The sequence below is a fragment of the Bacillus sp. COPE52 genome (assembly GCF_003355115.1).
Classification (GTDB): Bacteria; Bacillota; Bacilli; order Bacillales; family Bacillaceae_G; genus Bacillus_A; species Bacillus_A toyonensis.
The window spans coordinates 177,243-202,267 of record NZ_CP031292.1; the positions used below are offsets into that span (position 1 = coordinate 177,243).

Annotated in this window: 24 protein-coding genes, 1 pseudogene and 2 riboswitches; of the genes and pseudogenes, 8 read left to right on the forward strand and 17 right to left on the reverse strand. The window is 35.6% G+C overall.

The window, feature by feature from the left end:
• Window positions 1–155: 155 nt before the first annotated feature.
• Complete coding sequence (locus DPQ31_RS01075) at window positions 156–1,796, forward strand: peptide ABC transporter substrate-binding protein (protein ID WP_199632019.1); 1,641 nt, start codon at window positions 156–158, stop codon at window positions 1,794–1,796.
• 6 nt (window positions 1,797–1,802) lie between these two features.
• Here the strand turns inward: DPQ31_RS01075 and DPQ31_RS29635 are convergent.
• From DPQ31_RS29635 to DPQ31_RS01085, 3 genes and pseudogenes are all read right to left on the reverse strand, one after another.
• Window positions 1,803–2,080: pseudogene (locus DPQ31_RS29635) on the reverse strand (hypothetical protein).
• A complete protein-coding gene (locus DPQ31_RS01080) occupies window positions 2,074–2,265 on the reverse strand; it encodes a hypothetical protein (RefSeq protein ID WP_000942528.1) in 192 nt (63 codons plus the stop codon). Before DPQ31_RS01080 ends, DPQ31_RS29635 begins: the two are co-directional and overlap by 7 nt.
• A 16-nt stretch (window positions 2,266–2,281) precedes the next feature.
• Entirely contained in the window at window positions 2,282–3,184 is a 903-nt protein-coding gene (locus tag DPQ31_RS01085; protein ID WP_199632018.1) for a helix-turn-helix transcriptional regulator, read from the reverse strand.
• Between the two features lie 173 nt (window positions 3,185–3,357).
• Here DPQ31_RS01085 and DPQ31_RS01090 point away from each other — a divergent pair, with 173 nt between their 5' ends.
• The gene (locus DPQ31_RS01090) at window positions 3,358–3,825 is read left to right on the forward strand and encodes a YusW family protein (RefSeq protein ID WP_001221551.1); all 468 of its coding nucleotides are present in this window, start codon (window positions 3,358–3,360) and stop codon (window positions 3,823–3,825) included.
• Between the two features lie 24 nt (window positions 3,826–3,849).
• Here the strand turns inward: DPQ31_RS01090 and DPQ31_RS01095 are convergent, their stop codons facing one another.
• From DPQ31_RS01095 to DPQ31_RS01115, 5 genes are read right to left on the reverse strand one after another with little or no spacing between them, the layout of a single operon-like run.
• Window positions 3,850–5,460, reverse strand: coding sequence for a peptide ABC transporter substrate-binding protein (locus DPQ31_RS01095; RefSeq protein ID WP_199632017.1), 1,611 nt, complete (start codon window positions 5,458–5,460; stop codon window positions 3,850–3,852).
• A gap of 13 nt (window positions 5,461–5,473) precedes the next feature.
• On the reverse strand, window positions 5,474–6,247 hold the full coding sequence (locus DPQ31_RS01100; RefSeq protein WP_097958063.1) for an ABC transporter ATP-binding protein: 774 nt from the start codon (window positions 6,245–6,247) through the stop codon (window positions 5,474–5,476).
• Window positions 6,244–7,254 carry an ABC transporter ATP-binding protein gene (locus DPQ31_RS01105; RefSeq protein WP_199632016.1) on the reverse strand — a complete coding sequence of 337 codons (1,011 nt, stop codon included), beginning with the start codon at window positions 7,252–7,254 and terminating at the stop codon, window positions 6,244–6,246. The genes DPQ31_RS01100 and DPQ31_RS01105 overlap by 4 nt, the downstream gene beginning before the upstream one ends.
• The gene (locus tag DPQ31_RS01110; RefSeq protein ID WP_199632015.1) at window positions 7,211–8,215 is read right to left on the reverse strand and encodes an ABC transporter permease; all 1,005 of its coding nucleotides are present in this window, start codon (window positions 8,213–8,215) and stop codon (window positions 7,211–7,213) included. The genes DPQ31_RS01105 and DPQ31_RS01110 overlap by 44 nt, the downstream gene beginning before the upstream one ends.
• Window positions 8,216–8,232: 17 nt before the next feature.
• Entirely contained in the window at window positions 8,233–9,150 is a 918-nt protein-coding gene (locus tag DPQ31_RS01115) for an ABC transporter permease (protein ID WP_000289322.1), read from the reverse strand.
• A gap of 136 nt (window positions 9,151–9,286) precedes the next feature.
• Window positions 9,287–9,392, reverse strand: a riboswitch (SAM riboswitch).
• 173 nt (window positions 9,393–9,565) lie between these two features.
• Here DPQ31_RS01115 and DPQ31_RS01120 point away from each other — a divergent pair.
• Window positions 9,566–9,781, forward strand: coding sequence for a DUF3951 domain-containing protein (locus DPQ31_RS01120; RefSeq protein WP_000371394.1), 216 nt, complete (start codon window positions 9,566–9,568; stop codon window positions 9,779–9,781).
• Window positions 9,782–9,797: 16 nt separating this feature from the next.
• Here DPQ31_RS01120 and DPQ31_RS01125 read toward each other — a convergent pair whose 3' ends face one another.
• The 6 genes from DPQ31_RS01125 to DPQ31_RS01150 form a co-directional block, all read right to left on the reverse strand.
• Window positions 9,798–10,301 carry a hypothetical protein gene (locus DPQ31_RS01125; protein WP_000756524.1) on the reverse strand — a complete coding sequence of 168 codons (504 nt, stop codon included), beginning with the start codon at window positions 10,299–10,301 and terminating at the stop codon, window positions 9,798–9,800.
• Window positions 10,302–10,550: 249 nt separating this feature from the next.
• The gene (locus tag DPQ31_RS01130; protein ID WP_000416908.1) at window positions 10,551–11,810 is read right to left on the reverse strand and encodes a multidrug effflux MFS transporter; all 1,260 of its coding nucleotides are present in this window, start codon (window positions 11,808–11,810) and stop codon (window positions 10,551–10,553) included.
• Window positions 11,811–11,928: 118 nt separating this feature from the next.
• Window positions 11,929–13,647: a DUF3981 domain-containing protein gene (locus tag DPQ31_RS01135; RefSeq protein ID WP_000670917.1), complete on the reverse strand. Its 1,719-nt coding sequence runs from the start codon at window positions 13,645–13,647 to the stop codon at window positions 11,929–11,931.
• Window positions 13,648–13,725: 78 nt separating this feature from the next.
• On the reverse strand, window positions 13,726–14,259 hold the full coding sequence (locus DPQ31_RS01140) for an MFS transporter (protein ID WP_000222357.1): 534 nt from the start codon (window positions 14,257–14,259) through the stop codon (window positions 13,726–13,728).
• Window positions 14,256–15,692: an FAD-binding oxidoreductase gene (locus DPQ31_RS01145; protein WP_141556009.1), complete on the reverse strand. Its 1,437-nt coding sequence runs from the start codon at window positions 15,690–15,692 to the stop codon at window positions 14,256–14,258. Before DPQ31_RS01145 ends, DPQ31_RS01140 begins: the two co-directional genes overlap by 4 nt.
• A gap of 110 nt (window positions 15,693–15,802) precedes the next feature.
• Complete coding sequence (locus DPQ31_RS01150) at window positions 15,803–16,567, reverse strand: DUF6612 family protein (RefSeq protein ID WP_000720091.1); 765 nt, start codon at window positions 16,565–16,567, stop codon at window positions 15,803–15,805.
• Between the two features lie 145 nt (window positions 16,568–16,712).
• Here DPQ31_RS01150 and DPQ31_RS01155 point away from each other — a divergent pair, with 145 nt between their 5' ends.
• The 4 genes from DPQ31_RS01155 (at window position 16,713) to DPQ31_RS01170 (ending at window position 20,409) form a co-directional block, all read left to right on the forward strand.
• A complete protein-coding gene (locus DPQ31_RS01155) occupies window positions 16,713–17,621 on the forward strand; it encodes an NAD(P)-dependent alcohol dehydrogenase (protein ID WP_098711730.1) in 909 nt (302 codons plus the stop codon).
• Between the two features lie 80 nt (window positions 17,622–17,701).
• A riboswitch (SAM riboswitch) is annotated at window positions 17,702–17,816 on the forward strand.
• 84 nt (window positions 17,817–17,900) lie between these two features.
• Entirely contained in the window at window positions 17,901–18,713 is an 813-nt protein-coding gene (locus tag DPQ31_RS01160) for a MetQ/NlpA family ABC transporter substrate-binding protein (protein WP_000756964.1), read from the forward strand.
• Between the two features lie 12 nt (window positions 18,714–18,725).
• Window positions 18,726–19,766, forward strand: coding sequence for a methionine ABC transporter ATP-binding protein (locus DPQ31_RS01165; RefSeq protein ID WP_000571369.1), 1,041 nt, complete (start codon window positions 18,726–18,728; stop codon window positions 19,764–19,766).
• The gene (locus tag DPQ31_RS01170) at window positions 19,741–20,409 is read left to right on the forward strand and encodes a methionine ABC transporter permease (protein ID WP_208731460.1); all 669 of its coding nucleotides are present in this window, start codon (window positions 19,741–19,743) and stop codon (window positions 20,407–20,409) included. Before DPQ31_RS01165 ends, DPQ31_RS01170 begins: the two co-directional genes overlap by 26 nt.
• Window positions 20,410–20,445: 36 nt before the next feature.
• Here the strand turns inward: DPQ31_RS01170 and DPQ31_RS01175 are convergent, their stop codons facing one another.
• The gene (locus DPQ31_RS01175; RefSeq protein WP_208731461.1) at window positions 20,446–21,222 is read right to left on the reverse strand and encodes an SDR family oxidoreductase; all 777 of its coding nucleotides are present in this window, start codon (window positions 21,220–21,222) and stop codon (window positions 20,446–20,448) included.
• A gap of 387 nt (window positions 21,223–21,609) precedes the next feature.
• Between DPQ31_RS01175 and DPQ31_RS01180 the strand changes: the two genes are divergently transcribed.
• The gene (locus tag DPQ31_RS01180; protein WP_208731462.1) at window positions 21,610–22,116 is read left to right on the forward strand and encodes a DoxX family protein; all 507 of its coding nucleotides are present in this window, start codon (window positions 21,610–21,612) and stop codon (window positions 22,114–22,116) included.
• A 71-nt stretch (window positions 22,117–22,187) separates the two neighbouring features.
• On the opposite strand, the gene DPQ31_RS01185 is transcribed toward DPQ31_RS01180, so the two are convergent.
• Entirely contained in the window at window positions 22,188–22,754 is a 567-nt protein-coding gene (locus DPQ31_RS01185) for a DUF4256 domain-containing protein (protein WP_000138392.1), read from the reverse strand.
• Between the two features lie 136 nt (window positions 22,755–22,890).
• The gene (locus DPQ31_RS01190; RefSeq protein WP_208731463.1) at window positions 22,891–24,849 is read right to left on the reverse strand and encodes a S9 family peptidase; all 1,959 of its coding nucleotides are present in this window, start codon (window positions 24,847–24,849) and stop codon (window positions 22,891–22,893) included.
• Window positions 24,850–25,025 lie beyond the last annotated feature (176 nt).

A 25,025-nucleotide genomic window follows, 5' to 3' on the forward strand; every position in this document is an offset into this window, starting at 1 on the left:
ATATAACGATACATTATAATTCAACATGTATATACATATAGAACACATGATTACCTATAAACAAATATTTATACTAGGTTTTATCTCTTTCTATAGCTACTTCAAGACATGGACATTATGACGTTATGAACAACACATTTAGGGAGGAACGAACAATGAAGAAAAAAGTTGTACCTGTTGTGGCATCTGTTTTAGGGGCAAGTCTACTACTAACTGCTTGTGCGGGAAATAAAAATAATGCAAGCGGTGCAAAAGCAAACGATAAAGCACCTGATAAACAAGCAATTAACTTATCATTTGCTTCAGAAATTCCAACAATGGATGTTGCAAAAGCAACGGATGGGGAATCCATGAACGTAATGCGAAATGTTTTTGAAGGTTTATATGCAATGGGCGAAGATAATAAACCAATTCCTGGTGTCGCTGAGTCGGTTGACGTTAGTCCTGATAAAACAAAATATACATTCCATCTTCGTGATTCGAAATGGTCAAACGGTACTCCTGTTACAGCAAAAGACTTCGCCTTCGCTTGGCAACGTGCCGTAAATCCTGAAACAGCTGCTGAATATGCATTCTTATTCTTCGATATACAGAATGCGAAACAAATAAACCAAAAACAATTACCGGTTGATCAATTAGGTATTAAAGCTGTTGATGACAAAACTTTAGAAGTACAACTAGACCGTCCTGTTCCCTACTTCTTAAGCTTAACGACATTCTCAACATTCTTACCAATTAATGAAGAGTACTTAAAGTCTCAAGGCGATAAATACGGTTTAGAAACAAATCATTTAATTTACAACGGTGCTTTCACATTAGATAACTGGAAGCATGAACAAAGCTTCCAATTGAAGAAGAATCCTAACTATTGGGATGCTAAAACTGTAAAATTAGAAGAAATCAACTTCAATGTCGTTAAAGATAAGTCTACAGAAGTTAACTTATATGATTCAGGACAAATTGATCGTGTTGCTTTAACTGCAGAGTTTGTTGATAAATATAAGGGCGATCCAAACTTCAAAGAACGCGCTGAAGTTGGTATTCAGTTTTTACGACTAAATCAAAAAAATGAAACATTAAAAAATCAACATGTACGCCTTGCTATTAACGGAGCAATGAATAAAAAGGCATACGTAGAAACAATTTTAAATAACGGCGCTGTTCCAGCTGAAGGAATGGTTCCTGCGAAATTTGCAAAGAGTCCAGAAGGCAATGACTTCCGTAAAGAAAATGGAAATCTAGTCAAGGATGATGTGAAATCAGCGAAAGAAAACTGGAAAAAAGCGAAGCAAGAACTTAGTACTGACAAAGTAACACTTGAACTACTAACAAGTGATAATGCTTTAGCTAAAAAGACTGGCGAATATTTAAAAGGTGAACTGGAAAAGAATCTAGATGGATTAACAGTGAATTTAAAGCCACAACCACGTAAACAACAGTTGAAATTACTATTAAGTGGTGATTATGAAATCGGAATTGATGGCTGGGGTCCTGACTTCGCTGATCCTATTACATTCTTAGATTTATTCACAACAGATAGTGCTTATAACTTTGATAAATACTCTAACAAAGAGTACGACGAGCTAATTCATAAAGTGAAAACAGATTTAGCTGGCGATGAAAAAGCACGCTGGGAAGCAATGAAACAAGCTGAAAAAATCTTATTACAAGATGGCGCTGTCGCTCCTTTGTACCAACAAGGTCGCTCTTACTTACAACGCTCTTTCATTAAAGGACTTGTAACAACTGACTTCGGCGGTGAATTTAACTACAAGTGGGCAGAAGTTGCAAAATAATAAGTACTAATAAAAAGGTATCCAATTGAAGGATACCTTTTTACTGTGTACTTCATTAATTACAAGGTCTCTTCCCTTTATCATTTCTTTTATACCTATAGTGAGCCCCGCTACTAATTGTGTAACTAGTCTAATAAATAATAATGAGATAATATTTTCTCTAAATTAACTCCGGCAAATATTATTTTGTAATAGCCATTCGCTATGCATGTTGCGGGAAATAATCCCACATACAGGAATAAACATTTGTGTTAAAGAAATGCGAAGAAGACTATTGTCAACAATCCTCTTTCCCATCTTTTTGTATTGAACTAAAACTCATAATAAATATAAATGCAAATATCAAATATGTTTTCCACGTCAAAGAAGGTATATGCCCTGACCAAAGATAGCTAATTAAATAGTTAATTCCCATAATACAAGATGACGCTACTAAACTAATACTTATTAGTTTTACATATTGGAGCATACATTTTCTCCTTACCTCATTCTTTTTCCATTTCTTCAAATTGCAGGTTCATTGGCTCTTCTAGAAGAGTTTCATAAAAACTTTCTGCCAAATCCGTTACAGGAAATTTTCCATCCACCTCATCAAATCGAATACTATCTAGCCAGACACAACCTTCTCCTGATAATAAAACACCAAATGCAATACCAAGTGCTTCTTCTTTTATATCTAGTACAACCGAGTACGATTGCCAGTTATTCGTATTTTTAATTGGACGATTTTGCATGTTATCCATAGCAATCGGCTCCGTATTTTTTCCATCTACTCGCATCCACAATCCTGCCCAATCTTTTACATTCTCACTCTTAATAAATGCTGTTAAACGTAATCTCTTACCTACATAGTTATCCGCTCGAAACATTTGCATTAATGTTGAAAATCCTCCGTGCGTAACGTTCTCTTTTGCTTTTATATATGCAGATACTTTTCCTTGATGGGCAATTTCGTAATCTAAACCCATCTCATATTCAGCGGGATGACTTCCACTTAATACCCATCCTTTCGGTATACCTTTTTCCATTGAAATCCCCTCTCTTTCTATATAAAATGACTGGAAATACTTTCGATATTTTTTTGGTGGTAATTGAAACATTCTTTTAAAAGCTCTAGTAAATGCCTCTTGTGAGGAAAAACCGTATTGCACTGCAATATTAATGACTGCTCTTTCAGTCGATACCAAATCTTGTGCAGCATGAGTTAATCTTCTCTTACGAACATAATCCGTTACACTCATCCCAACATATCTTTGAAAGATGCGATGAAAATGGTACATCGATACTGCACTGTGAGATGCCACTCTTTCTGTTGTAAGCTCCTCATGTAAGTGATTCTCTATATATTCAATTGATTTTTTTATTATCTCTTTATATTCTTCATGCATTTTAGTCCCTCCCTCACAACTTCAATTTACCATATACATACAAATCGTTTTTGATTTAAATTGCGGATTAGCCCTTATGACTGCAGGATAATAATTTATTTTCAACACATACATAATTACATGTTTTTGGGAAAAACTTGTATAGAACGAATTTACATAAGGAGGAATTTATAATGAGAATTCTACTATCAGTTTTATTAGCTCTTATGCTAGTACCTGCATTAACAGGATGTAAAGCTCCTGCAAAAGAAGACACAACTTCTAATAAAAAGACGACTGAAGAAGCAAAAAATGAGGCTCCTGCAGATTTAAAACTAAACTTCAATGAATTCGATTTAAAGGCAGACTACCAAGATACAAAGAAAGACTACGAAGCAGACTATAAAAATGTAGCAGCTGATAAGAAAATGGAAGCAAAAATTGAAGATCATAAAGCAGATGTAAAATTAACAGGAGACGAGGCTATCACAAAATTAAGCCCACTTCTACAAGAATTAAAATTTGATAAAGATACTGCTGACCAAGAAGTAATCGATCAAGTAGTGAACGTGTTCAAACTTGATAAAGACTATCAAAAATTCGATTTAGAAGTTGTCTTCTCTGATGGAACGAAAAAAGAATATAAAAGAGAAATAAAATAAAGAAGTAGGCGGTTGCCTACTTCTTTATTTTTTAATTTTTGCGTACCTTAGTTCTGGACTAGAACCGATAATGAATTGGACACCGGATACTGATGGTTTTTGTAAATATGAGGAACTTGGGAAAATAATTGGGATTAATGGTGAATCTGTAAACATAATATCTTCCGCTTTATGCAATAATTCAAAACGCTTATCTTCGTTTTGTTCAACTTTTGCTTCTTTTATTAAAGCGTCAAATTCTTTATTATGCCATTTTGCATAGTTATTCGGACCATCACCTGCATATAAATCTAGTTTAGTAATTGGATCTAATAAAGAGCCGCCCCATCCCATATAAGCTAATTGGAAATCACTTTGCTTGTATGTGTCGATGTAACTCTTCCACTCTTTATTTTCTAATTTAATATCTACTCCAAGATTTTTCTTAAACATTTCTTGCATTGCTTCTGCTACTTTTTTATGTTGTGTATCTGTAGTGAATTTTAATGTTACTTCAGGTATTGTAGACCATCCTTGTTCTTTCATACCTTCTTCTAATAATTTTTTCGCTTCTGCTGGATCAAATTTAACGTAATCACCTTTTTCTTTACGGAAATCACGGCCACTTTGTGTTTTTGCTCCTTCTGGAACGAATGCATATGCTTCTTGCGCATTATTTTTATACAATTTTTCAACGATAAATTTGCGATCAACCGCTAATGAAAATGCTTTACGTACCTTCGCATTTGTAAACGGCTCTTTTTCTACGTTAAACGAGTAAATATAAGATGAGAATCCTGCAACACGCTTATATTCTTTATTTCCTTTTTCTTTTTCAATCATCTCTTGTGGTAAGCTACTTAGTAAATCTAATTCTTTTGATTTAAATAATTGATACGCTGTTTTAGAGTCTGGAATAATACGAAACTCAATTTCTTTTAGAGTTACCTTTTTATCGTAGAATTCTTTATTTTTTTGTACTGTAATTGCCTGGTTATGCTTCCACTCTTTTAACGTGAATGGCCCATTCGTAATTAACTCTTTTGGATCTGTTTTTAATTTATTATTATCATCAATTGAATTTTTAGATAATGGAATAAATAGTGAGCTTGCTAATTTTTGTTTAATAGAAGCAACTGGATGTTCAAGAGTTACCTTTAATGTTTGAGGATCAACGACTTGAATACCAACTTGTCCCTCTTCACCTTTTCCAGTATTGTATGCCTCTGCCCCTTTAATAAAATACATTTCTGTCGCATTCATAGAACCCGTTTTCGGATTTAATAATCGCTTCCATGCAAATTCAAAATCATTTGCTATAATAGGAGAACCATCTGACCATTTAATATCTTTCTTTAAATGAATTGTATACTCAGTTCCATCAGCATTTACTTCTTCTTTCTCCGCTAATTCATTTTGATATTTCCCATCACTATCTTGTGTATATAAACTTGAAAACAACTGTCCAATTACATAACCTGACGTGCTATCTGTCGCAATGGCAGAATCAAGGGTATACGGATCACTACTAATATTCGTTACTAATCGATCTCCTTCTCCCTTACCAGCACTCGCCTTTTGCGTCTCTTTCTTACCGCATGCGACAGAAGTAATTGCTAAAACGGTCATAATGACAAACAGTAAAAACTTCTTCATCCTACATTCTCCTTTAGCCTAAAATTTTTGGTGTTGATGCTAATAATGTTTTTGTATAAGAATGTTGTGGATTACGGAATACTTCGTCCGTATTTCCAAATTCAACAAGTTCTCCTTTATATAAAACAGCCACTTTTTCACATAAATAGTGAACCATCGGTAAATCATGTGCGATAAACAAATATGTATAGCCTTGTTCCTTTTGAATTTTTTGCAACAGATGTACAATTTGAATTTGCAATGAAACGTCTAATGCTGAAATTGGTTCATCAAGAATCAATGCTTCTGGCTCACACAATAACGCTCTTGCAATAGCGATACGTTGACGTTGTCCTCCGCTAAATTCATGCGGATATCGATCAATATATCTTCTATCTAATCCAACACGCTCTAGCGCATCACCTGCTACTTTATCCTTCAGCCCTTTATCACCTAAACCGAATGAAATATAACCTTCCGTTACACTATCGCGTACTTTCCAGCGCGGATTTAATGCAGCTGTGGAATCTTGAAAAATGAACTGTACTTTCTGTAAAAAATCTCGCTTATGAGCTGACTTCAGCGTGTGAACAACTTGACCGTTATAATTAATTTCACCAGACGTTGGACTCTCAATCCCCGCTATGAGCTTTCCAAGTGTTGTTTTTCCTGAACCACTTTCACCAATAATGCCAAGTGTTGTTCCTTTCGGGATAGAAAGTGATATGTCTTTTAACGCTGTGATTTCTTTACTTTTACTTCCATATGTTTTCGTTACTTGCTTTACAGTAATTAAATCTGTCGTCATGAGGCATTCACCTTCTCTTTTGATTTCGCTTTATTATGCTCTAGAACATGCTGCCAACAATGTGAACTATGCTCCTTAGAATATGTTGTTCTCTCTGGGAAACGATGAATACATTCTTTTATCGCTACTGGGCAACGATTTACAAAAGGACAACCAAAGCTATTTAATGTTTCAATGGAAGGTGTCGTTCCTTCTATAGCACGTAATACCTTTTCGGAGTCATCCATATTCGGAATTGCTTGTAATAAGCTTTTCGTATATGGATGTTTAGGAGAACCTATTACCTCCTGTATCGTTCCTTTTTCAACGACACGTCCCCCGTACATAACAACTACTCGATCAGCTACTTCACGTACAAGTGCCAAATCATGTGTAATTAATAAAATACTCGTATTTTGTTTTTCTTTTCTTTCTTTTAATAGCCCCATAATTTGTTTCTGAATCGTTACATCTAACGCTGTTGTCGGCTCGTCTGCAATTACAAGCTTTGGATGACAAGCAAATGCAATTGCTAAGCAAATACGTTGCCTCATCCCCCCACTTAATTGATGTGGGTATTGCTCAAAGCGTTTCTCTGCTTCATGTATCCCTAAATCTTTTAGCAAGTTAATCGCAATTCCCTTTGCTTCTCTTTTCGATTTTTCCCCATGTTGCAAAATTACTTCTGTAATTTGTTTGCCTACCTTCATCGTTGGGTTTAAAGATGAAAGCGGATCTTGAAATATAAAGGAAATATCTTTTCCGCGAATTTGATTCCATTCTAATTCTTGTAAATCCGTTAATTCCTTTGATTGGAAAGATACATTTCCATCATCGATATGAATTGATTCTTGATTCAAGCCGATAATGGATTGTGCTGTAACACTTTTTCCTGAACCACTTTCTCCTACAAGTGCAACTATTTCACCTTCGTTAATAGAAAAGGAAACATGTTTCACAATTGCTTGCTTACTATTCTCTTTTTCAACGGCTAACGTTACGTTTTCTAAAGATAAGAGCTGTCCCATGTTTTTTCTCCTTTCGATTCCGTTTTACGATTTTTGGATCAATTGCATCTTGCAAACCATCACCAATTGCATTAAATGCGAACATAATGAGTGCAATCATGATTGCCGGGAAAAATAGCTGCCACCATTCTCCGCTCAATAATGTCCCGAGTGCATCATTCGTCATCGTCCCCCAACTTGCCGCTGGTGATTGTACCCCAAGTCCTATAAAGCTTAAAAATGATTCTGAAAAAATAGCTGCTGGAATTGTAAATGATAAATTGACGATAATAATCCCTGTTAAATTCGGAATTAAATGCCCATATATAATTTTCATATGGGATGTACCTAATCGCTCTGCTGCAATAACAAACTCTCGTTGTTTTAAAGACAATACTTGTGCTCGAATGAGACGAGCCATTCCAATCCATCCCGTTAATGCAAGGGCGATAATAATGGTGAAAAGACCTGGTTTCATAACAATTAATAGTAAAATAACAATTAGTAAATATGGGATGCCGTATAATACTTCAATTCCTCTTATAATCCACTCATCAATTAACGTTCCAAGGCGATTACGCCCTCTCACATATCCACTAAATCCACCAATCAGTACACCAAGCCCTATATCGAGGGCAGCTGCTACTAATCCAACTGTTAGTGAAATCTTCCCACCAGCCCAAGTACGTGCCCAAATATCTCTCCCTAGATCATCTGTTCCAAACCAATGTTCACTACTCGGCGGTAAATTTGTTGCCTCTTTTACTTGTTCACTCGCAGTAAATGGCGTTAAACTTTCGCCAATAAGCGAGAAAACAATAATTAGCAATAACGTCACTGTTCCTAAAACTGCGATTGGATTCGATATAAACTTACGAAACAATTCTTTCTTTCTGCTAATCGTTTGCTGATTTTTATTTATCGTTAATTCTTTTTTCTCTTCTTTCGTTAATAACTGTTCATTAATTTCATAAGCTCCCATTTAAATATCCCCCCTCCTTATGTAATAGAACGAATACGTGGATCAACAATGCGGTGAATAATATCTGTAATGAAAATACAAGTAATTAATAATGCACTATAGAAAATTGTTGTTCCCATAATCACCGGATAGTCTCGGTTAAAAATACTATCTACAAAATATTTTCCTAGGCCAGGAATTGAAAAGATTTTTTCAATAACGAAAGTCCCTGTTAAAAGTCCAGCCATTAATGGTCCAACAAATGTAAGTACTGGAACAATCGCATTTCGAAGAGCATGTCTTATAATAATCTTCTTAATTGGTATGCCTTTCGCTCTTGCTAGCTTAATATAATCACTCTGCAATACTTCGATCATATTAGAACGAACAAACCTTGTAATAACCGCAATTGGACCTAACGCCAATGCGAAAGATGGTAATACGGTATGTTCGAATGTTCCCCAAGACGCTACTGGTAAAAGCTCAAATTGAATAGCGAATACTTGTATAAATAGCGGTGCTAAAATAAAACTTGGAATAGAAATACCGAGAATTGCGAGCAAACTCACACTATAGTCAATTACTTTCCCATGATATAGAGCAGCAAATGTACCTGCAGCAATTCCGACTAACAACGAAATAACAAGTGCTTGTAGACCAATAATTGCTGATGGACCAAAGCCAGTTGTTATAATTTCTGATACACCTTGCCCGGTTGATTGAACAGATTCACCAAAATCAAAATGAACTACACCGTCTAAATAAGCAACATATTGATTCCATAACGGTTCATCAAGGTGATACTTCGCTCTCATGTTTTGAATCACTTCTTCAGGAAAGATTTTTGCATCTGATGAAAATGGATCCCCCGGAATAATATGCATAATTAGAAATGTCACTGTCGTAATAACCCATAGCGTGAACACCATAACTGATAATTTTTTAATTACATACACTTCAATAACCCCCTAAACATATATATTTACTTAGTTTTATGAACGTACTTTTTCCATTACTCCCTTTTCTCTTTTTAGAATACAAAAAGCCTTGATCTTAAAAAATAAGATCAAGGCTTAATAAACAAAGGCCCATCACTTATCTTTCAAGACTTGCTTGCTGGAATTAGCACGGTGTTCCTATTACAGAACCCGCTGCTGAGGTGTCATAGGGCCAGTCCCTCTACCTCTCTGGATAAGTAAATTGCTATATTATTATTTGGTTCAAATTGTATATTTCGAATTATAATTCTGAAAAAATGAAAAGTCAATCAAATTGGATATATTTAGAAAAATCAGTTTTTAATGAGGCCATTTATCTAAATCGCAGTTTTTTGTTTATAATATAAAGAAATGATATTAAAGGAGCTATATGATGGATCCCTTACTTCTAGCAACTATAGGACTGCCATTAACAATTGTCATACTTGTTATCATTGGATTTTATAAACTTTTCATTAAAAAGAAAAGCGTTACTTCTTTTTACACACCCTTCGATAATATTACCGGACAAACTATTTCCGAATTTCACGAAGAGCAAAAAGTGTTAGTATACGAAGATGAAGATGGTGATGGTAAGAAGAAAAAATAACCTTGCATGTGCAAGGTTATTTTTTCGTTTCTGTTTGAAAACGTTTATAGTATGTCGATGCTGTTGCAAAATTAATTTCTATATCACGAATTAATGATGAATCTTCTTCTTTAGCTAACTTCTGTAATTTTTTCATCGCTTGTTCCGATTCATTCAAGAAACCAACATATACCTCATGTTCTTGCTCTTTCGACTTCGGAACATGAATTTCTTTACGTATATTATCAATATCTTCTAACATGCTCGTTGTTACTTTTTGCACATCTTCTTTATATGTAGCATTCGTTATTTCCTTACCGCCCTTTTCCTTTGCCACTTCAAATAACTGCAGTGCTTTATTGATTTCTTTATTCATTTTTATATCATATTTTTCATGTACTGCAAGGTATTCTTTCATCTCTTCTGTTTGTTCTGTAGATTGCTCTACCTTCTCTTTCGGTTCTTTCGTATCTTTATTTCCATTACATCCCGCTAGCAGAATCATACTTCCCATTACAGCAATACCCAAAACCTTCTTCATCTCTTTTTCTCCTTTTATCTACATCTACTTCTATCTATAGTTTCTTTTATCTCCACTTGTTATTATACCGAGAACGCCCTACTTTTTACACTTAAGAGGATACCTTAATATATATACCAACATTTTTGTCACAGTATCGTCACTTTATGCAAATAACTTTTGCATCACCTTACAAAGCTGTATGAGTTATTTCAAAGAAATGAAAAAAGAGTTGATTCAAAAATATTTGAATCAACTCTTTTTTATAATTTAAGCTTCTAAATTTTGTCTTTGTTGCAGTTCAAACTGCTTTTCACTTCTTCTGGCCATAAATAGATAACATAATACAGCACCAATTTCACAAAGAGCTATCACAATACCCATCGGCAATGCCGTATTACTTCCACCAATACCTACTAATGGTGCAACAAGTGCCCCTGAAATAAACTGTAATAAGCCTAGTAAAGCTGATGCTGTTCCTGCCGCTTGTTTTTGATTTCTCATTGCTAACGAGAAGCCGGTTGTCGATACAACCCCAACACTTGATACAACAAGGAATAACGAGCATAAAACACCAATGAAACCTATTCCTAATACGATTGTAAGTAGTAGAGATAAGCCACCAACAGCGGCGATAATAATACCGGAAACAAATAATGTTTTCTCATTCACTTTCCCTGCTAAACGACCAGTAACTTGGCTGGCAATAATAATACCGATACCGTTAATCGCAAAGAATAAACTAAACTGCTGTGGTGATGCCCCGTATATATTTTGCAACACAAATGGTGATCCCGAAATGTAGGCAAACATTGCCGCTGTTACTAATCCTTGTGACAATGCATATCCCATAAACAAGCGATCTTTCAGAAGCTTTCCGTATGTCGCCAATGTTCCTGACAAACCACCTGTCTCTCTTTCTTCAGGAGGTAATGTTTCACGTAATACGAAAGTAGCCGAGATTAACATAAATACACTAATTGCTCCAAGAACGATAAAGACACCACGCCACGTTGTAAACTGTAATAATTGCCCCCCGATAATCGGGGCCAAAATAGGTGCTGCTCCGTTTACTAACATAAGTAGTGAGAAAAACTTCGTCATTTCAGAACCTGAGTACATATCTCTTACCATTGCACGGGATATAACGATACCAGCAGAGCCCGAAGCGCCTTGTAAGAAACGTAAAAGCACTAAAGTCCAAATAGACGGTGCTACAGCACAAAGTAATGAAGAAGCAACATAAATAATAAGAGCAATAATAAGAGGTTTGCGCCTTCCGTAAATATCACTAATTGAACCGACAAATAATTGTCCTACTGAAAGCCCAAGTAAACATGCTGTCAACGTAAGCTGCGCAAGGGATGCACCCGTTTGTAAATCATCCGTTAATTTCGGTAACGAAGGCAAATACATATCAATAGATAACGGCCCAATTGCCGTAAGTGTTCCTAATACAAGAATCATCCATAACCTGTTCATCTTTACAGGTTTATATATTTCGTGATTAACTTCATTCACTTTTTCCATTCACCCTTTCGTATACATAATGAATCGTAACAATTATAGTTACAACATAAACATACGTCAAGTATAGCGCATTTTCCTCTTTCATAATGTAAAAAAAAGCGATAGAAATTCTATCGCTTTACTTTTTCAAGTTGCTATTTGTAAATTTAGATACGGAAGACATCGCTTCTCCTGTATCTAAGTATGTGATTTGAATTGGATCTCCCACTTCTGTAAACATAGCATATGGGAATTTTTTCGCAGGTATCATAAATACTTTTTGTTCATTTTCTAACAGTACGTACACAATTGTATTTTCACCTGATTTTTCTTTATATACTCGCTGTACAATACCTTCTTTTTGCGCTTCTTTTCCACTCGAAGTTGGTCTAAATGAATCTCCACTCCCGCTTAGCGCATTTTTATAATTCTCAAGAGCTTCTTTTTGCGTCGAACCTGTTGCAAATATTTTCGCATTAGAAGCATAGATGACAGTATGGGCACGTACTAATCCCCCGTCATCAATAACAGGTACAATCCAAGAAGGTTTACCGTACACGTTATAAATAACCGGCATCGTTCCATGCCATTTCTCTCTTTTAAAGGAATTATCCACCACTTCTGAAGCAGCTGAACCATCCATAATTCCCTTTACTTCTTTTCCGTTATAGTAATACAACTTACCTGTACGTGCATCAATAAGTGAATAACCTAACGCAGAATCTACTCCTTCTTTTGGAGAGGTGAAATCAGTAAAGTAATATAGCGTTCCATCCTTACCGAAGATTGGTGTCACTCCTTCTTTCGTCCCCCACTCAGTCGGAATCTTCATATCAGTTTGCGAGAATTTTGTATTCCAAAATCCGTGAATATATTTACCGAAATACGTATTTAATGTAGATGCGGTCTCATGATTCAATACACCATCAACAAATTTAGGTGCCTTTCCTTTATCATATCTTTTCACTTCACCTGTTTGTGCATCTACTACAACAACACCCTCTACCTCAAATCCAGATCTCCCTGAAATAAATTCACCATATGTCATTGTATAATACGGTTTCCCTTTATCATCAACTTCAAATTTAGGTTTCCCCTTAAAGATTAAATTTGGTTCGGATTTTCGTACGACACGCTCTAAATTATTCCCGAAAAACATGCTTGGCACGTATTTCATCTTATAACCGAGATGCAGTTTCGCTTCGGCATCAGGGTTCGTACCTGACATCGTTACGTACCCTGGAATTGTTTCAGCTTTACGTGCTTTAAAAAACCCTGAAACTTCAATCGGCGCTACATATAAAGCCTCACCGTTTACCATTTGTGGCGTTAATTCTCCTAGCTCAAAATAAGCTACTTTCGGAATATCCCCAAATACTTTTTTCATCTTATTCTCCGCTGTCTTTGGCGGCACTGTAAACGGCTGATCATTTTCAGTAAATGGCTCTGAAATATCTTTCTCTACCTTAACAACAGAATCATATTTCTTTTGCGTGATTACTATATCGTGCAAATAACCAAAATAGCCGTAACTTGCAAGTAAAACAAACATTAGAAGACCTTTTAATGTACCTTCTAATTTCCCTATCTGATCTTGTGAAAATAAAACAAGCCCAATTAAAATTGCTACTGCAACAGAATAATGAGTAAGAATCGAATCTGCTCGATCATCAATTAGCCAAAAATATTCATAGATTGCAATACCTATCCAAAATAAAACAGGAATAACTAAAATGGATGATTTCTTACCCTTTACAACCTTCTCATCCCCCTTCTTATCCACTGCTCGAAGTTTACTACCGCTTCTTGTCCATGGAATCAAAAACAAAGTGAGAATAGCTAAAACTAAAAATTTCATCAAAGGCAATGTCCCCTTTTCTTTTGTCTTCCCTTTTAGTATAACAAACAAAGGGTATTTAGGTAAAAATAGGAATGGTTATATTTTTTTACTACTTAATACAACTCCACTTACTACATATAAGATAGATGCAATATAAAAAATCGTACCAATCGTAAAGAAATCTACTAAATACCCCGTTACAATAATCGCTACTGCGCCTCCAATTGATGTCCACACATGGTATTTTCCAATCTCATAACCAGCCTTTTCCTGCACAACCTTTCGTGCTAACGACGTTTTCTCAGTATTACGCTGCACAGCACCTAAAACTCCCATTACAACTTGAAGAATATACACATGCCAGACTTCCGTTGCAATTGGAAAACAAAGCATTAATATCGCCATGGACCAAGCGTATATTATTAATAATTTTTGATCACCTACTCTATCAGACGCCTTCCCTACTAACGGATATACAAGTGCTGAAGTTAATGCAAATAAGCCATAAGCCCACCCAAACTGTGAGAAGCTATTTCCAACATTCCGAAGCAATAAAATGTAAAAAGGAAATACCATACTTCCTGCCATCATAATGATGCTTTGTGAGGCTACAAATCTTCTATATGTCATTTCGTATACTCCCTATAAAATAAATTCACAAATCTCTCTTCTGGATCCACTTCCTTCTTCTTCTGAAGAAATTCTTCTATACGAGGATATGCTTTCTTTAGCTGTTCTTTCGTTGGATAAGAATAATACGGTAAATAATAACTACCGTTATGTTTTAAAGTAACATCAATCATCTTCCGAATGACATCCTCTGTTTTCTTCACCTCACTCTCGGAGCGTCCTTGGTTAATTAAAAGCACCAGTGCAAACATTTCATCTTTTGCATAGGATAAAACTGCATTTTCATTCTTTTCCACGTAACGAATCGTAATATTGAGCAAGTTCAGTTCTTCTTCACTTAATACGGCACGTAAATCATCTATATATTCCGTGAAGGAATCTATAGGCACAAAGTATTCTTGTAGCACTTCTGTAAGGTTCGGATTTTCATATTCCATAAAAGCACTATCTGATCTCATAACATTATTCCGCGTCTCAAACTGTCCATCTGTACGTTCAAAATAACTTCTTTGTATATCCCAAAATGTATTCTTTCCCCAATCACTATAACGTGATAATCCAAGCAAAAATTTCGGCGCAGCTATAATATTTTCTTCTTTTAATTCACTGTACTCTTCTCTCATATTTTGATTTTGTGTCAATGTATAATTCGTCACATACATCTCTTTTAAAAATGAGTTTGGAGCAACAGAAATACGTGCCAAGTGCATACGAACATTTTCTTCTTTTTTCACTTTCTCTTTGAAGTAAGACGTGTATTCTTTATAGTCTATCATTCTCGTATGCATTTCATATAATTCATCATCAGTTAGCTTTAATGTCACATCTAAAATGACACCAAATAACCCGTAACCACCGATGACATATGGAAATAACTCTGCATTTTCTTCTCTACTTATATTACGTACCGTGCCATCTGCCATTAACAATCTAAATGACTCTACTGTATCAATCAATGCTTCATGACGAATATCACGCCCATGTACATTTACACTTAATGAACCACCAACAGTAAAAATGTTTTGAGATTGCATCACTTGAACTGCAAGACCGTATGGATTAATTTTCTTCTGGATATCATTCCACGTGACACCACTTTGAACTGTAATCCGCTTCTTCTCTGGATCGAATGCTAATATTTTATTATACTCTTTCATATCAAGCATCGTACCGTTCGGATAGTACGTCTGTCCGCCTTGGCTATGTTGCATACCTGCAATAGAAATCTTCTCTCCAGAAACATTTGCATCTTGCACGACCTGTTTTAATGAACTTTCATCCTCAGCATGTTCAACACGTTTAATTTTCGTTGGAAGTAACTTTCCTACATCGCTCATAATGGGATGAATTAGTTGCTCTTTATATGTATTTACAGATGTTGCAAGCAACACTGTATAAGCTACAATGACCACCATCATCTTTCTTTTTTTCAAATGACACTCTCCTCTTCTACATCTTTTCCTCTTCATATTGTACCTATTTTCCTATGAAGAAAGTATACAAAAAAGAGGGTCCTTATTTTAGGTCCCCCTCATCAAAACTGTTACTTTGCTGCTGGCAATTTTATTGGGTCAAACTTTTCGTACGACGTATATTTTGCGTTCGTAATAATGTGTGCTTTATCCTTGCCATTACTACTCATAATCATGTCTATCTTTGCTGATTCATATTTAAAATCTTTTGTAATGATATATTCTGCATCCACTTCTTCTATCTTCGCATTTTGTGCTTGTAACATTTTCTTCTGCGTTTCATCCATGCTAGTTAACATACTTTCTGTTTCTTGCCCTTTTAATGTAAATTTCAGTTTATATTTATCTCCGCTTTTCTCCATCTTCATTTTATCTAAAACTACTTCCGGTACTTCTAACTTATCTATAATATCTTGAGTCGCTTTCATTCCACCAGCGTTTAATTGCTCCTCTGGTACGGTTATAACTTCTCCTGTATTAGGGTTTTTTACCTCACCAGCAACTTTACCATCCACAGTATACACTACAACATCTGTACCGGAAATATTCATTTCAGAACGAGAATTCTTTGTCTTTGGCTCTAATTGCATCTTAGCCTTTAATATGTCCATCTCTGTTCCCTCAGCTTTTACGCCTACACCATATGTCATCGTTACATGCTCTTCATTTTTAAAAGCTTCGTTCGTTTTCTTGAAAACATCCTTCGCTGCTAATTCCTTTTCTTTTTGAACTGATTCTTTTTTCGGCTCATCCGTCTTTGCTGTTTTCTCATTACTACACCCTACCCCTAGACTGATTGCAAGTACTAAACTTGAAACAAAAATAATTTTTTTCATAATGTCGCCCCCTTTCCCAAAATAATATCACCTCTTTTCCTATGAAATCTATATAATTTTTAATCTATATTCTCTATATAGCGACATGTTTAATGAAGATCTTAAATATGATGTAAATAATAACAACTCATTTCAGGAGGTTATTATGAAGGCGATTATTTGTACACAATATGGACCACCAAACGTTCTCCAGCTTCAAAATGTAGAAAAACCTAAACCTAAAAAGAACGAAGTATTAGTTAAAATTCGCGCAACAAGTGTATCGACTGGAGATTGTAGAATACGTGGCTTTAATAGTCCCCTCTTATTTTGGGTTCCTATGCGGATCATATTAGGTTTTAGAAAACCGAGAAAACCTATACTCGGCGTAGAGTTATCCGGTGAAATCGAAGAAATTGGAACAGATGTAACTCAATTTAAAAAAGGAGACCCAGTTTTTGCATTAACAGAACTAAACCTTGGTGGTTATGCCGAATACACATGCGTGCATGAAAGTGGATTAATAGCATTAAAACCTACCAATGTGACATATGAAGAAGCTGCCGTTATTCCTTTTGGCGGAACTTCAGCATTGCATTTTCTGAGGAAGGGCCGTATAAAAAAAGGGCAACAAGTGCTCATATACGGCGCCTCTGGATCAGTAGGAACAGCTGCTGTACAACTTGCTAAATATTTCGGCGCGACCGTTACAGCTGTTTGTAGTAATTCAAATTTTGAACTAGTGCAATCTTTAGGGACTGATAAAGTAATTGATTATACGAAAGAAGATTTTACTAAACAGGGCGAGAACTACGATATTATATTTGATGCAGTTGGAAAGTATAAAAAGTCTCTTTGTACAGACGCATTAATGCCTAATGGAAAATATGTATCTGTTAACGGAATGATGGCAAAGGTCAGTAAAGAAGATATGAACCTACTAAAACAACTAGTTGAAACAGAAAAGCTAAAACCTGTTATTGATAGAACTTACCGATTAGAAGAAGTTGCAGAAGCCCATACGTATGTAGAAATGGGCCATAAGAAAGGAAATGTTTCGATTACCTTAAAATAAAATATATTCAGAAAATAACATTGACAATTCCTTTTGTTAGATTTACTATTAGTACCATATTTAAAAACTACATATACATACTCTTATCAAGAGTGGCGGAGGGACTGGCCCGATGATGCCCGGCAACCGAGCTTATAACGTATAAGCTAAGGTGCTAATTCCTGCAAAACGAGTTTTCGTTTTGGAAGATAAGAGAGGAACCTATTTCGTCTATTCGGCACCTCTCTTATTTTGAGAGGTGCTTTTTATTTTGGAACGTATATTAAGGGGGAATTATAGATGAAGAAAGTATTATTGAGCATTGTAAGCGGAGCAGTACTATTATTAGGCGCATGTGGCGCAAATTCAGATAAAGATGTAAAAATATTAGACGAGAAAAAGATTACTGTCGGTGTAACAGGTGGACCACATGAACAAATTTTTGAGAAGGTTAAAGAAGTTGCGGCAAAAGACGGTCTCGACATTGATATAAAAATATTTAATGATTACGTAGCACCAAACGTTTCGTTAGATGAAAAAAGTCTTGATGTAAATAGCTATCAAACGAAATCATATTTAGATGTATTTAAAGCCGAACGCAATATGAAATTAACTGAAGTATTTTCAACAGTAACATTCCCAATGGGCGTATATTCTAAAAGCTTAAAAGATGTAAAAGAATTAAAAGAGGGCGATGCAATCGCTGTACCAAATGACCCAACGAATGAACTTCGAGCTTTAAAATTATTTGAAAAAGCGGGGGTTTTAAAAGTTGATCCAAAGGCTACAGAAAAAGCGACTGCAAAGGATGTAATTGAAAACCCAAAAAATTTAAAGATTGTTGAATTAGAAGCTTCTCAATTACCAACGCAATTAAGTGAAGTGAAAGCAGCTGCAATTAACACAAACTTTGCATTAGGTGCAAAACTAAATCCAGCGAAAGATTCCATTTTCCGCGAAGGAAAAGATTCACCATACGTGAACTGGGTCGTTGTTCGTACTGAAAATAAAGATGATGCTGTTGTAAGTAAATTAAAGAAAGCTTATCAATCTAAAGAAGTAAAAGAATTTATCGAGAAAAAATTTGATGGTTCAGTTTTACCATCTTGGTAGGAGCTGACGATAATGATTGAATTAAAAAACGTCTCCAAAGTATTTACAACAAAAAAAGGGACTGTTGAGGCTCTTAAGTCTACTTCCCTTAAAGTAGAAAAAGGCGAGGTATTTGGAATCATTGGGTATAGCGGCGCTGGTAAAAGCACATTAATTCGCTGTGTAAATTTATTAGAAAAACCAACGACAGGAAACATCATCGTAAACAACCAAGACTTAACCACTTTATCAACAAAAGAACTAGCAAAAGCGAGGCAAAAAATCGGAATGATTTTTCAAGGATTCAATTTACTTAAAACTGTTACCGTTTATGAAAATATCGCATTGCCGTTACGCCTTGCTGGCATTCCAAAAGAGGAAATTGAAAAAAGAGTAGAAAAATATTTATGCATCGTGGATCTTTTTAACCGTAAAGATGCTTATCCAAGCGAACTTTCTGGCGGCCAGAAACAACGTGTTGCCATCGCTCGTGCACTATCACATGAACCAGAGGTTTTATTAAGTGATGAAGCAACGAGCGCATTAGATCCAGAAACAACTGATTCTATTCTTGATTTATTACTAAAAATTAATGAAGAAATTGGAATTACGATTTTACTTATTACACATGAAATGAATGTCATCCAGCGTATTTGTGACCAGGTTGCCGTTATGGAGCATGGATCTGTAGTCGAAAGCGGGACTGTGAAAGACATTTTTACAAATCCACAACATGTAACAACGAAGAAGTTTGTAAATAGCGCATTTGCAGCTAAAATTCCAGAAGAAGTACAAAAAGAACTACAAACTACTGGTGAAATTGTAACACTTTCTTTTATAGGAAGTTCTTCAGGAGAACCAGCACTAGCTGTCGCTACAAAACGTTACCAAGTATATCCAAATATTTTATCCGGTAATATTACGCAGTTAAAGCATGAGGCATATGGGAAACTTGTCGTTCATATGCAAGGTGAAAAAAATGAAGTAAACCGCGCTTTAGCATTCTTACAAGAGAAAGGTATCATCGTAGAGGGAGGGAAAACAGACTATGGAAAACAAGTCCTTTTTGGATGAATGGGGTGAAGTCATATGGGAAGCAACAATTCAAACATTTCAAATGACATCTATTTCATTACTTATCTCTATCCTTATCGCATTACCGCTCGGCGTTACACTTGTTTTGACGAGACCTGGTGGACAGCGAGAAAATAAACTTATCTATCCTATTCTTAATACAGTTATTAATGCCATTCGCTCTCTTCCATTTATCATTCTATTATTCTTCATTTTACCTTTTACGAAGTTTCTAATGGGAACATCCATTGGCGTGCAAGGTGTTATCGTACCACTTGTCGTCTTCACAGCTCCTTATATTGCACGCTTAATGGAGACAGCTTTACTAGAAGTGGATCGTGGTGTTATTGAAGCTTACCAAGCAATGGGAGTCTCTACTATAAAAATCATTTGGCACGTCATGGTTAAAGAAGCACGCCCATCTCTTGTGCTCGGATTAACGATCGCAACAATCGGCTTAATTGGCGCAACAGCGATGGCTGGTCTTGTAGGCGCTGGCGGGCTAGGGGACTTGGCATATCGCTTCGGACATTTACGCTATGAACCTGAAGTAATGTATGCAACCGTCTTTATTTTAATTATCCTCGTTCAAGGATTACAATCTTTAGGGAATGGTGTTGCACGAAGATTGAAGAAAGATTAGAAAGAAGGCATCTCACCGGAAGGAGATGCCTTCTTTTTACCTTTTAAATCCACCTTCCGAATGAATCACTTGTCCCGTAATCCACTCTGCTTCTTCACTTACTAAAAACTTTATGAGTCTAGCTGCATCCTTTGGCTCACCAATTCTGCCCAAAGGAAACATCGGCTTTAATCCTTGCTTTATCTCTTCAGTCATCCATCCTGTACTAGTTGGACCTGGGTTAATTGCATTCACTGTTATTCCTAAATGGGCTACTTCTGCTGACAACGTACTAGTAAGAGCATCAATAGCTCCTTTCGTTGTTGCATACGCCAGTTCTCCTGCCATAGGCCCTTGAAATTGCCCCGAAGTCATATTCACAATTCTACCACCAAATTTCTTATCAAATCCTCGGGCAAATTGACTACTTAACAATGTAGTCGCACGAACATTTACCATGTAATGCTTATCCAGCTCTTCAGCAGACAAATTAGAGAAATCATTATTCGTAGAATATGCTGCATTATTAATTAATATATGAGGGTAGCCTAGTTGTTCAGTAACCCTATTTATAAGCTCTTTCGGTGCATCATTTTGAGTGAAATCTAACTCCATGCTCGATACTTTAACACCTTTTTGTATTAGCTCTTCTTTTAATTGTATTTGTTCATTTTGCTCAACGCCCCAAGGCATCTCTTTATCGTAAGCTGTCCAATACGTAAAAAATATATCGTATCCAGCCTCTGCTAACTCTGTGCAAATAGCTGCTCCTATACCGTCTAGACGACTTACACCTGTAACAACTGCTACTTTATTTTTTAATTGATTCATCATATACTCCTCCAATTTTAAAGGACGCATATTTTATATGAGAGATATAAATTTCCACACAAAAAAGATAGATACATAATAGGCCTACCCTTACCGAAGGAATGACTACGCCAAATATGCAGTCCTTGAATGATTTACAGATAGCTAAATAAACCCTCACTTATGAGAGAAAAATAATCTATCCAATTGCTAATCATTACAAGTTCATCTACATATCTAGTCTTTGCCTCCTTTTGATATATCTCTATTATTAGTCTATCAAAAAAGATGAAATGTTACAAAAAATAAAACAATTACTCACAACATATATTCGTTCACATTTCCTCCATTGTGAATTTATTCACAATGGATATATAATAAACATGTAAATACAATATTGGAGGGATTTCAATGGTTATCAATTTTTTAAGAACTGATAAACGTGCTACTTTCATATTATTACTTTTACGTCTTTACATAGGATATTCTTGGATTACTGCTGGAATAGGGAAAGTTTTAGGACAATCTTTTGATGCCAGCGGTTTCCTCAAAGGCGCCATCGCCCAAGCATCAGGCGATCACCCCGCAGTACAAGGCTGGTGGGCGGATTTCCTTCAAAACTTTGTTCTTCCACACGCAGACTTATTTAGTTTTTTCGTACAATGGGGAGAAATCTTAGTAGGTTTAGGTTTAATTATAGGTGGATTAACAAAAACTGCTGCATTCTTTGGAATCATAATGAATCTTTCATTCTTATTAAGTGGAACTGTTAGTGTAAACCCAAACATGCTTGTTTTAACTATGTTCATTTTAATTGCAGGTCATAATGCTGGACGTATTGGATTAGACGGTTATGTTTTCCCTAAACTTTTCCGGAAAAACAACCACGAAACATATAAATTAAGTAAAACTGCGTAGTAACAGTTTACTTTTAAAATATAAGTAAGAAAAGAGCCTAAGTATAGGCTCTTTTCTTACTTACTCCAAATTTAAACTCTTAACGAACCGCGAAACCCTCTAGCAGCATAGTAGGAATCTGCTCCATTGTGGTACACAAAAACGTGTCCAAAGCGATAATCGCAAAATAGAGCGCCACCGAGTTCGCGAATATCTGAAGGCGTTTGTACCCAGCTTGATGATTTCATATCGAAATCCCCAATTTGTTGCAAATCTCGATATTGTTCTTCAGTTAATAATTCAATGCCCATAGCAGTTGCCACATCAATGACATTATTTTCTGGTTTATGTTTTTTTCTTGACTCTAACGCTTCAAGATCATAACAAAGACTTCTGCGGCCTTTAGGACTCTCCTTTGAACAATCATAGAAAGTATACTCGTCCTTCTCTTTATCATAACCAACAACATCCGGCTCACCGCCAGTTACTTCCATTTCATTAAGTGACCATAATTTCTCAGCATTAACATCCAGCTTCGCTTCAACTTTAGCCCATTCAAGACCTTCATGACGATTCATATTCTTCTCAAAACGAGCTTTCAATACTTTGAATAATTCTTCACGCTGTTCTACTGGTAACACATTTTTATTTTCTGTCATATTAGTCCTCCGAATTACATTTCCTTATAATCATAATGGTTTGCATGCAGTTTACAACAAATTATATAATTTGTTGTATCTCTTTTTCAACAATATGACCCGATTGTACAACGAAAAATCCCTGTACGAATATCCATTATATAGTACGAAAGCCCTCCATACTTTCTCCAAGAATATAATGTGAAAACCACATCAAGTTCTGCTTCATAATAGCTACTCTCATTCCCGGCTGATCAGAACTATATGCCATTCCTTTAAATATAATTAATTCTGTATCAACTTCCATATCTCTTAATCCTTCATATAGCTCATATGCATTTGTAGTTGGAATTCTTGCATCCTTTTCCCCATGTTGAATTAAGGTAGGCGTACAAGCTGATTTAATATATGTCATTGGTGATGTCTTCGTATAGATCTCCGGATCATTCCATGGAGTATTTCCTAAATACATTCTAATAAAGTAAGGGATATCTGTATTTACATAATGGGTACCCCAGTTCGTAATTCCGCCCCCAACTGAAATAGCTTTAAATCTACTACTAAATGTAGAACAGAAAGCTGATATATATCCTCCGTTACTCCATCCCATAACTCCTACTGTATCTTTATCTACAATCCCTTGATCAACTAGTTTATCCACCCCTGATATAACATCATCATAGTCAGCGATTCCCTGTTTTCTGTAGTTTGCTTTTAAGAATTCATTACCATAACCTGAACTTCCTCTGTAGTTTGGCTCTAAAACGATAAAGCCTTTTTCGATAAACTGTTCAATCGGATATTTCTCATTGAAGCAGTCTGAAAATATCGGAAAGGATGCCCAAGCCGGGCCACCATGAATTACTACTAATAAAGGATATTTTTTATTTGAGTCAAACTCTGCTGGGGTTGATAACACACCCTCAATTTCAAGGCCATCACTACTTTTCCATGAGATGATTTCCCTATTACTTTTAAGCTTGTCTTCGAAAAAGCTATTTTCATTCGTTATTTTTTTATCATCCAAATAGATTTCAAAGGTTTCATTTGTTATAGCCTTATTATAGGTTATATGATTTCCATCCTTTGTTATAGAGGCATCCATTATAAAGCCATCTACCTTGTCGCTTAATGCTTCCACAGTGCCATCTTCAGCTAGTAATCCAATACGATAATTCGTTTTATCCTGCCATCTAATTAAAATTCCTTTAGCTGTCCACTGTAATGGCGTAACCGTACTATCAAAGTTTGTTAGAGGCTGAATTACCTCTCCAGTATTCATATCATATATCTCTAATGTATTATCTTGTATATGATTTCTATAGTAATCCTTCTCTCTTATGCTTGCTGAGTAACATATTTTATCGCCCTCAGGAGAAAAGCAGATGCTCGCTCCTAACAACGTATCTATATTCATCTTTTGTAGTTCCCCAGCTTCAACATCTAATATATATAGATCACCATTCATATAATCGTTTAAGCTTGGTGTAGCCATACATACGACCTTTTTCCCATCATTTGAAATATCAAAGTTATGTATATAAAAATCCTTACCGTCCGTTAGTTGATAAACACCGCTAACCTTCCGTTCCTGTTTATCATTTTGTTTCACTTTTTCTATTTCAATGTAGTATAAACAATTATTCTGATGTTCCTTACCTACATGATGGAAATCTCCATATCGTTCCTTACGTTTCTTTATCTCCTCACATTCTTTTGACTGTGCAATATAATAAAAACCTTTACCAGTAGGCTCCCATTTGAAATTACTGACTCCTTCTTTCTCATCAGTAATTTGAACCTCACTATAGCCGTCTAGTGACTTAAAAAAGATCTGATTTTTCCCATCTCCAACAGGGCTAAGATATGCGATACCCTTAGAATCTGGAGACCATAATGGATGTGTACTATCTATATCTCCAATTGTTAATGGGTAACTCTTCCCCTTTTCCTTTTCATATATCCATACATGATTTCTATATGTATTGTCTTTCCAGTTAGCTGTCTTTTTAACAAACGCTACATTTTTGCCATCATCACTTATATTTGTACTTGATAAGGCCGGTAATGAAATAATCTCTTCTATACTTAAATATGTTTTTTCTTTCACTTTCATTAATAAACACCCCTCGTCATGTCTAGTCAATTAATGCATCTACACTCCCAAGATTCCCGTTCAATTGGATCAGCTAGGTGTTTCATCCCAAGCTCTTCAGCAATAACAATCGTCTTTTCTTGTAGTAATAAAGAAAACTGTTCATGAATACTTAAAATATTACTAGAAAATTCAGA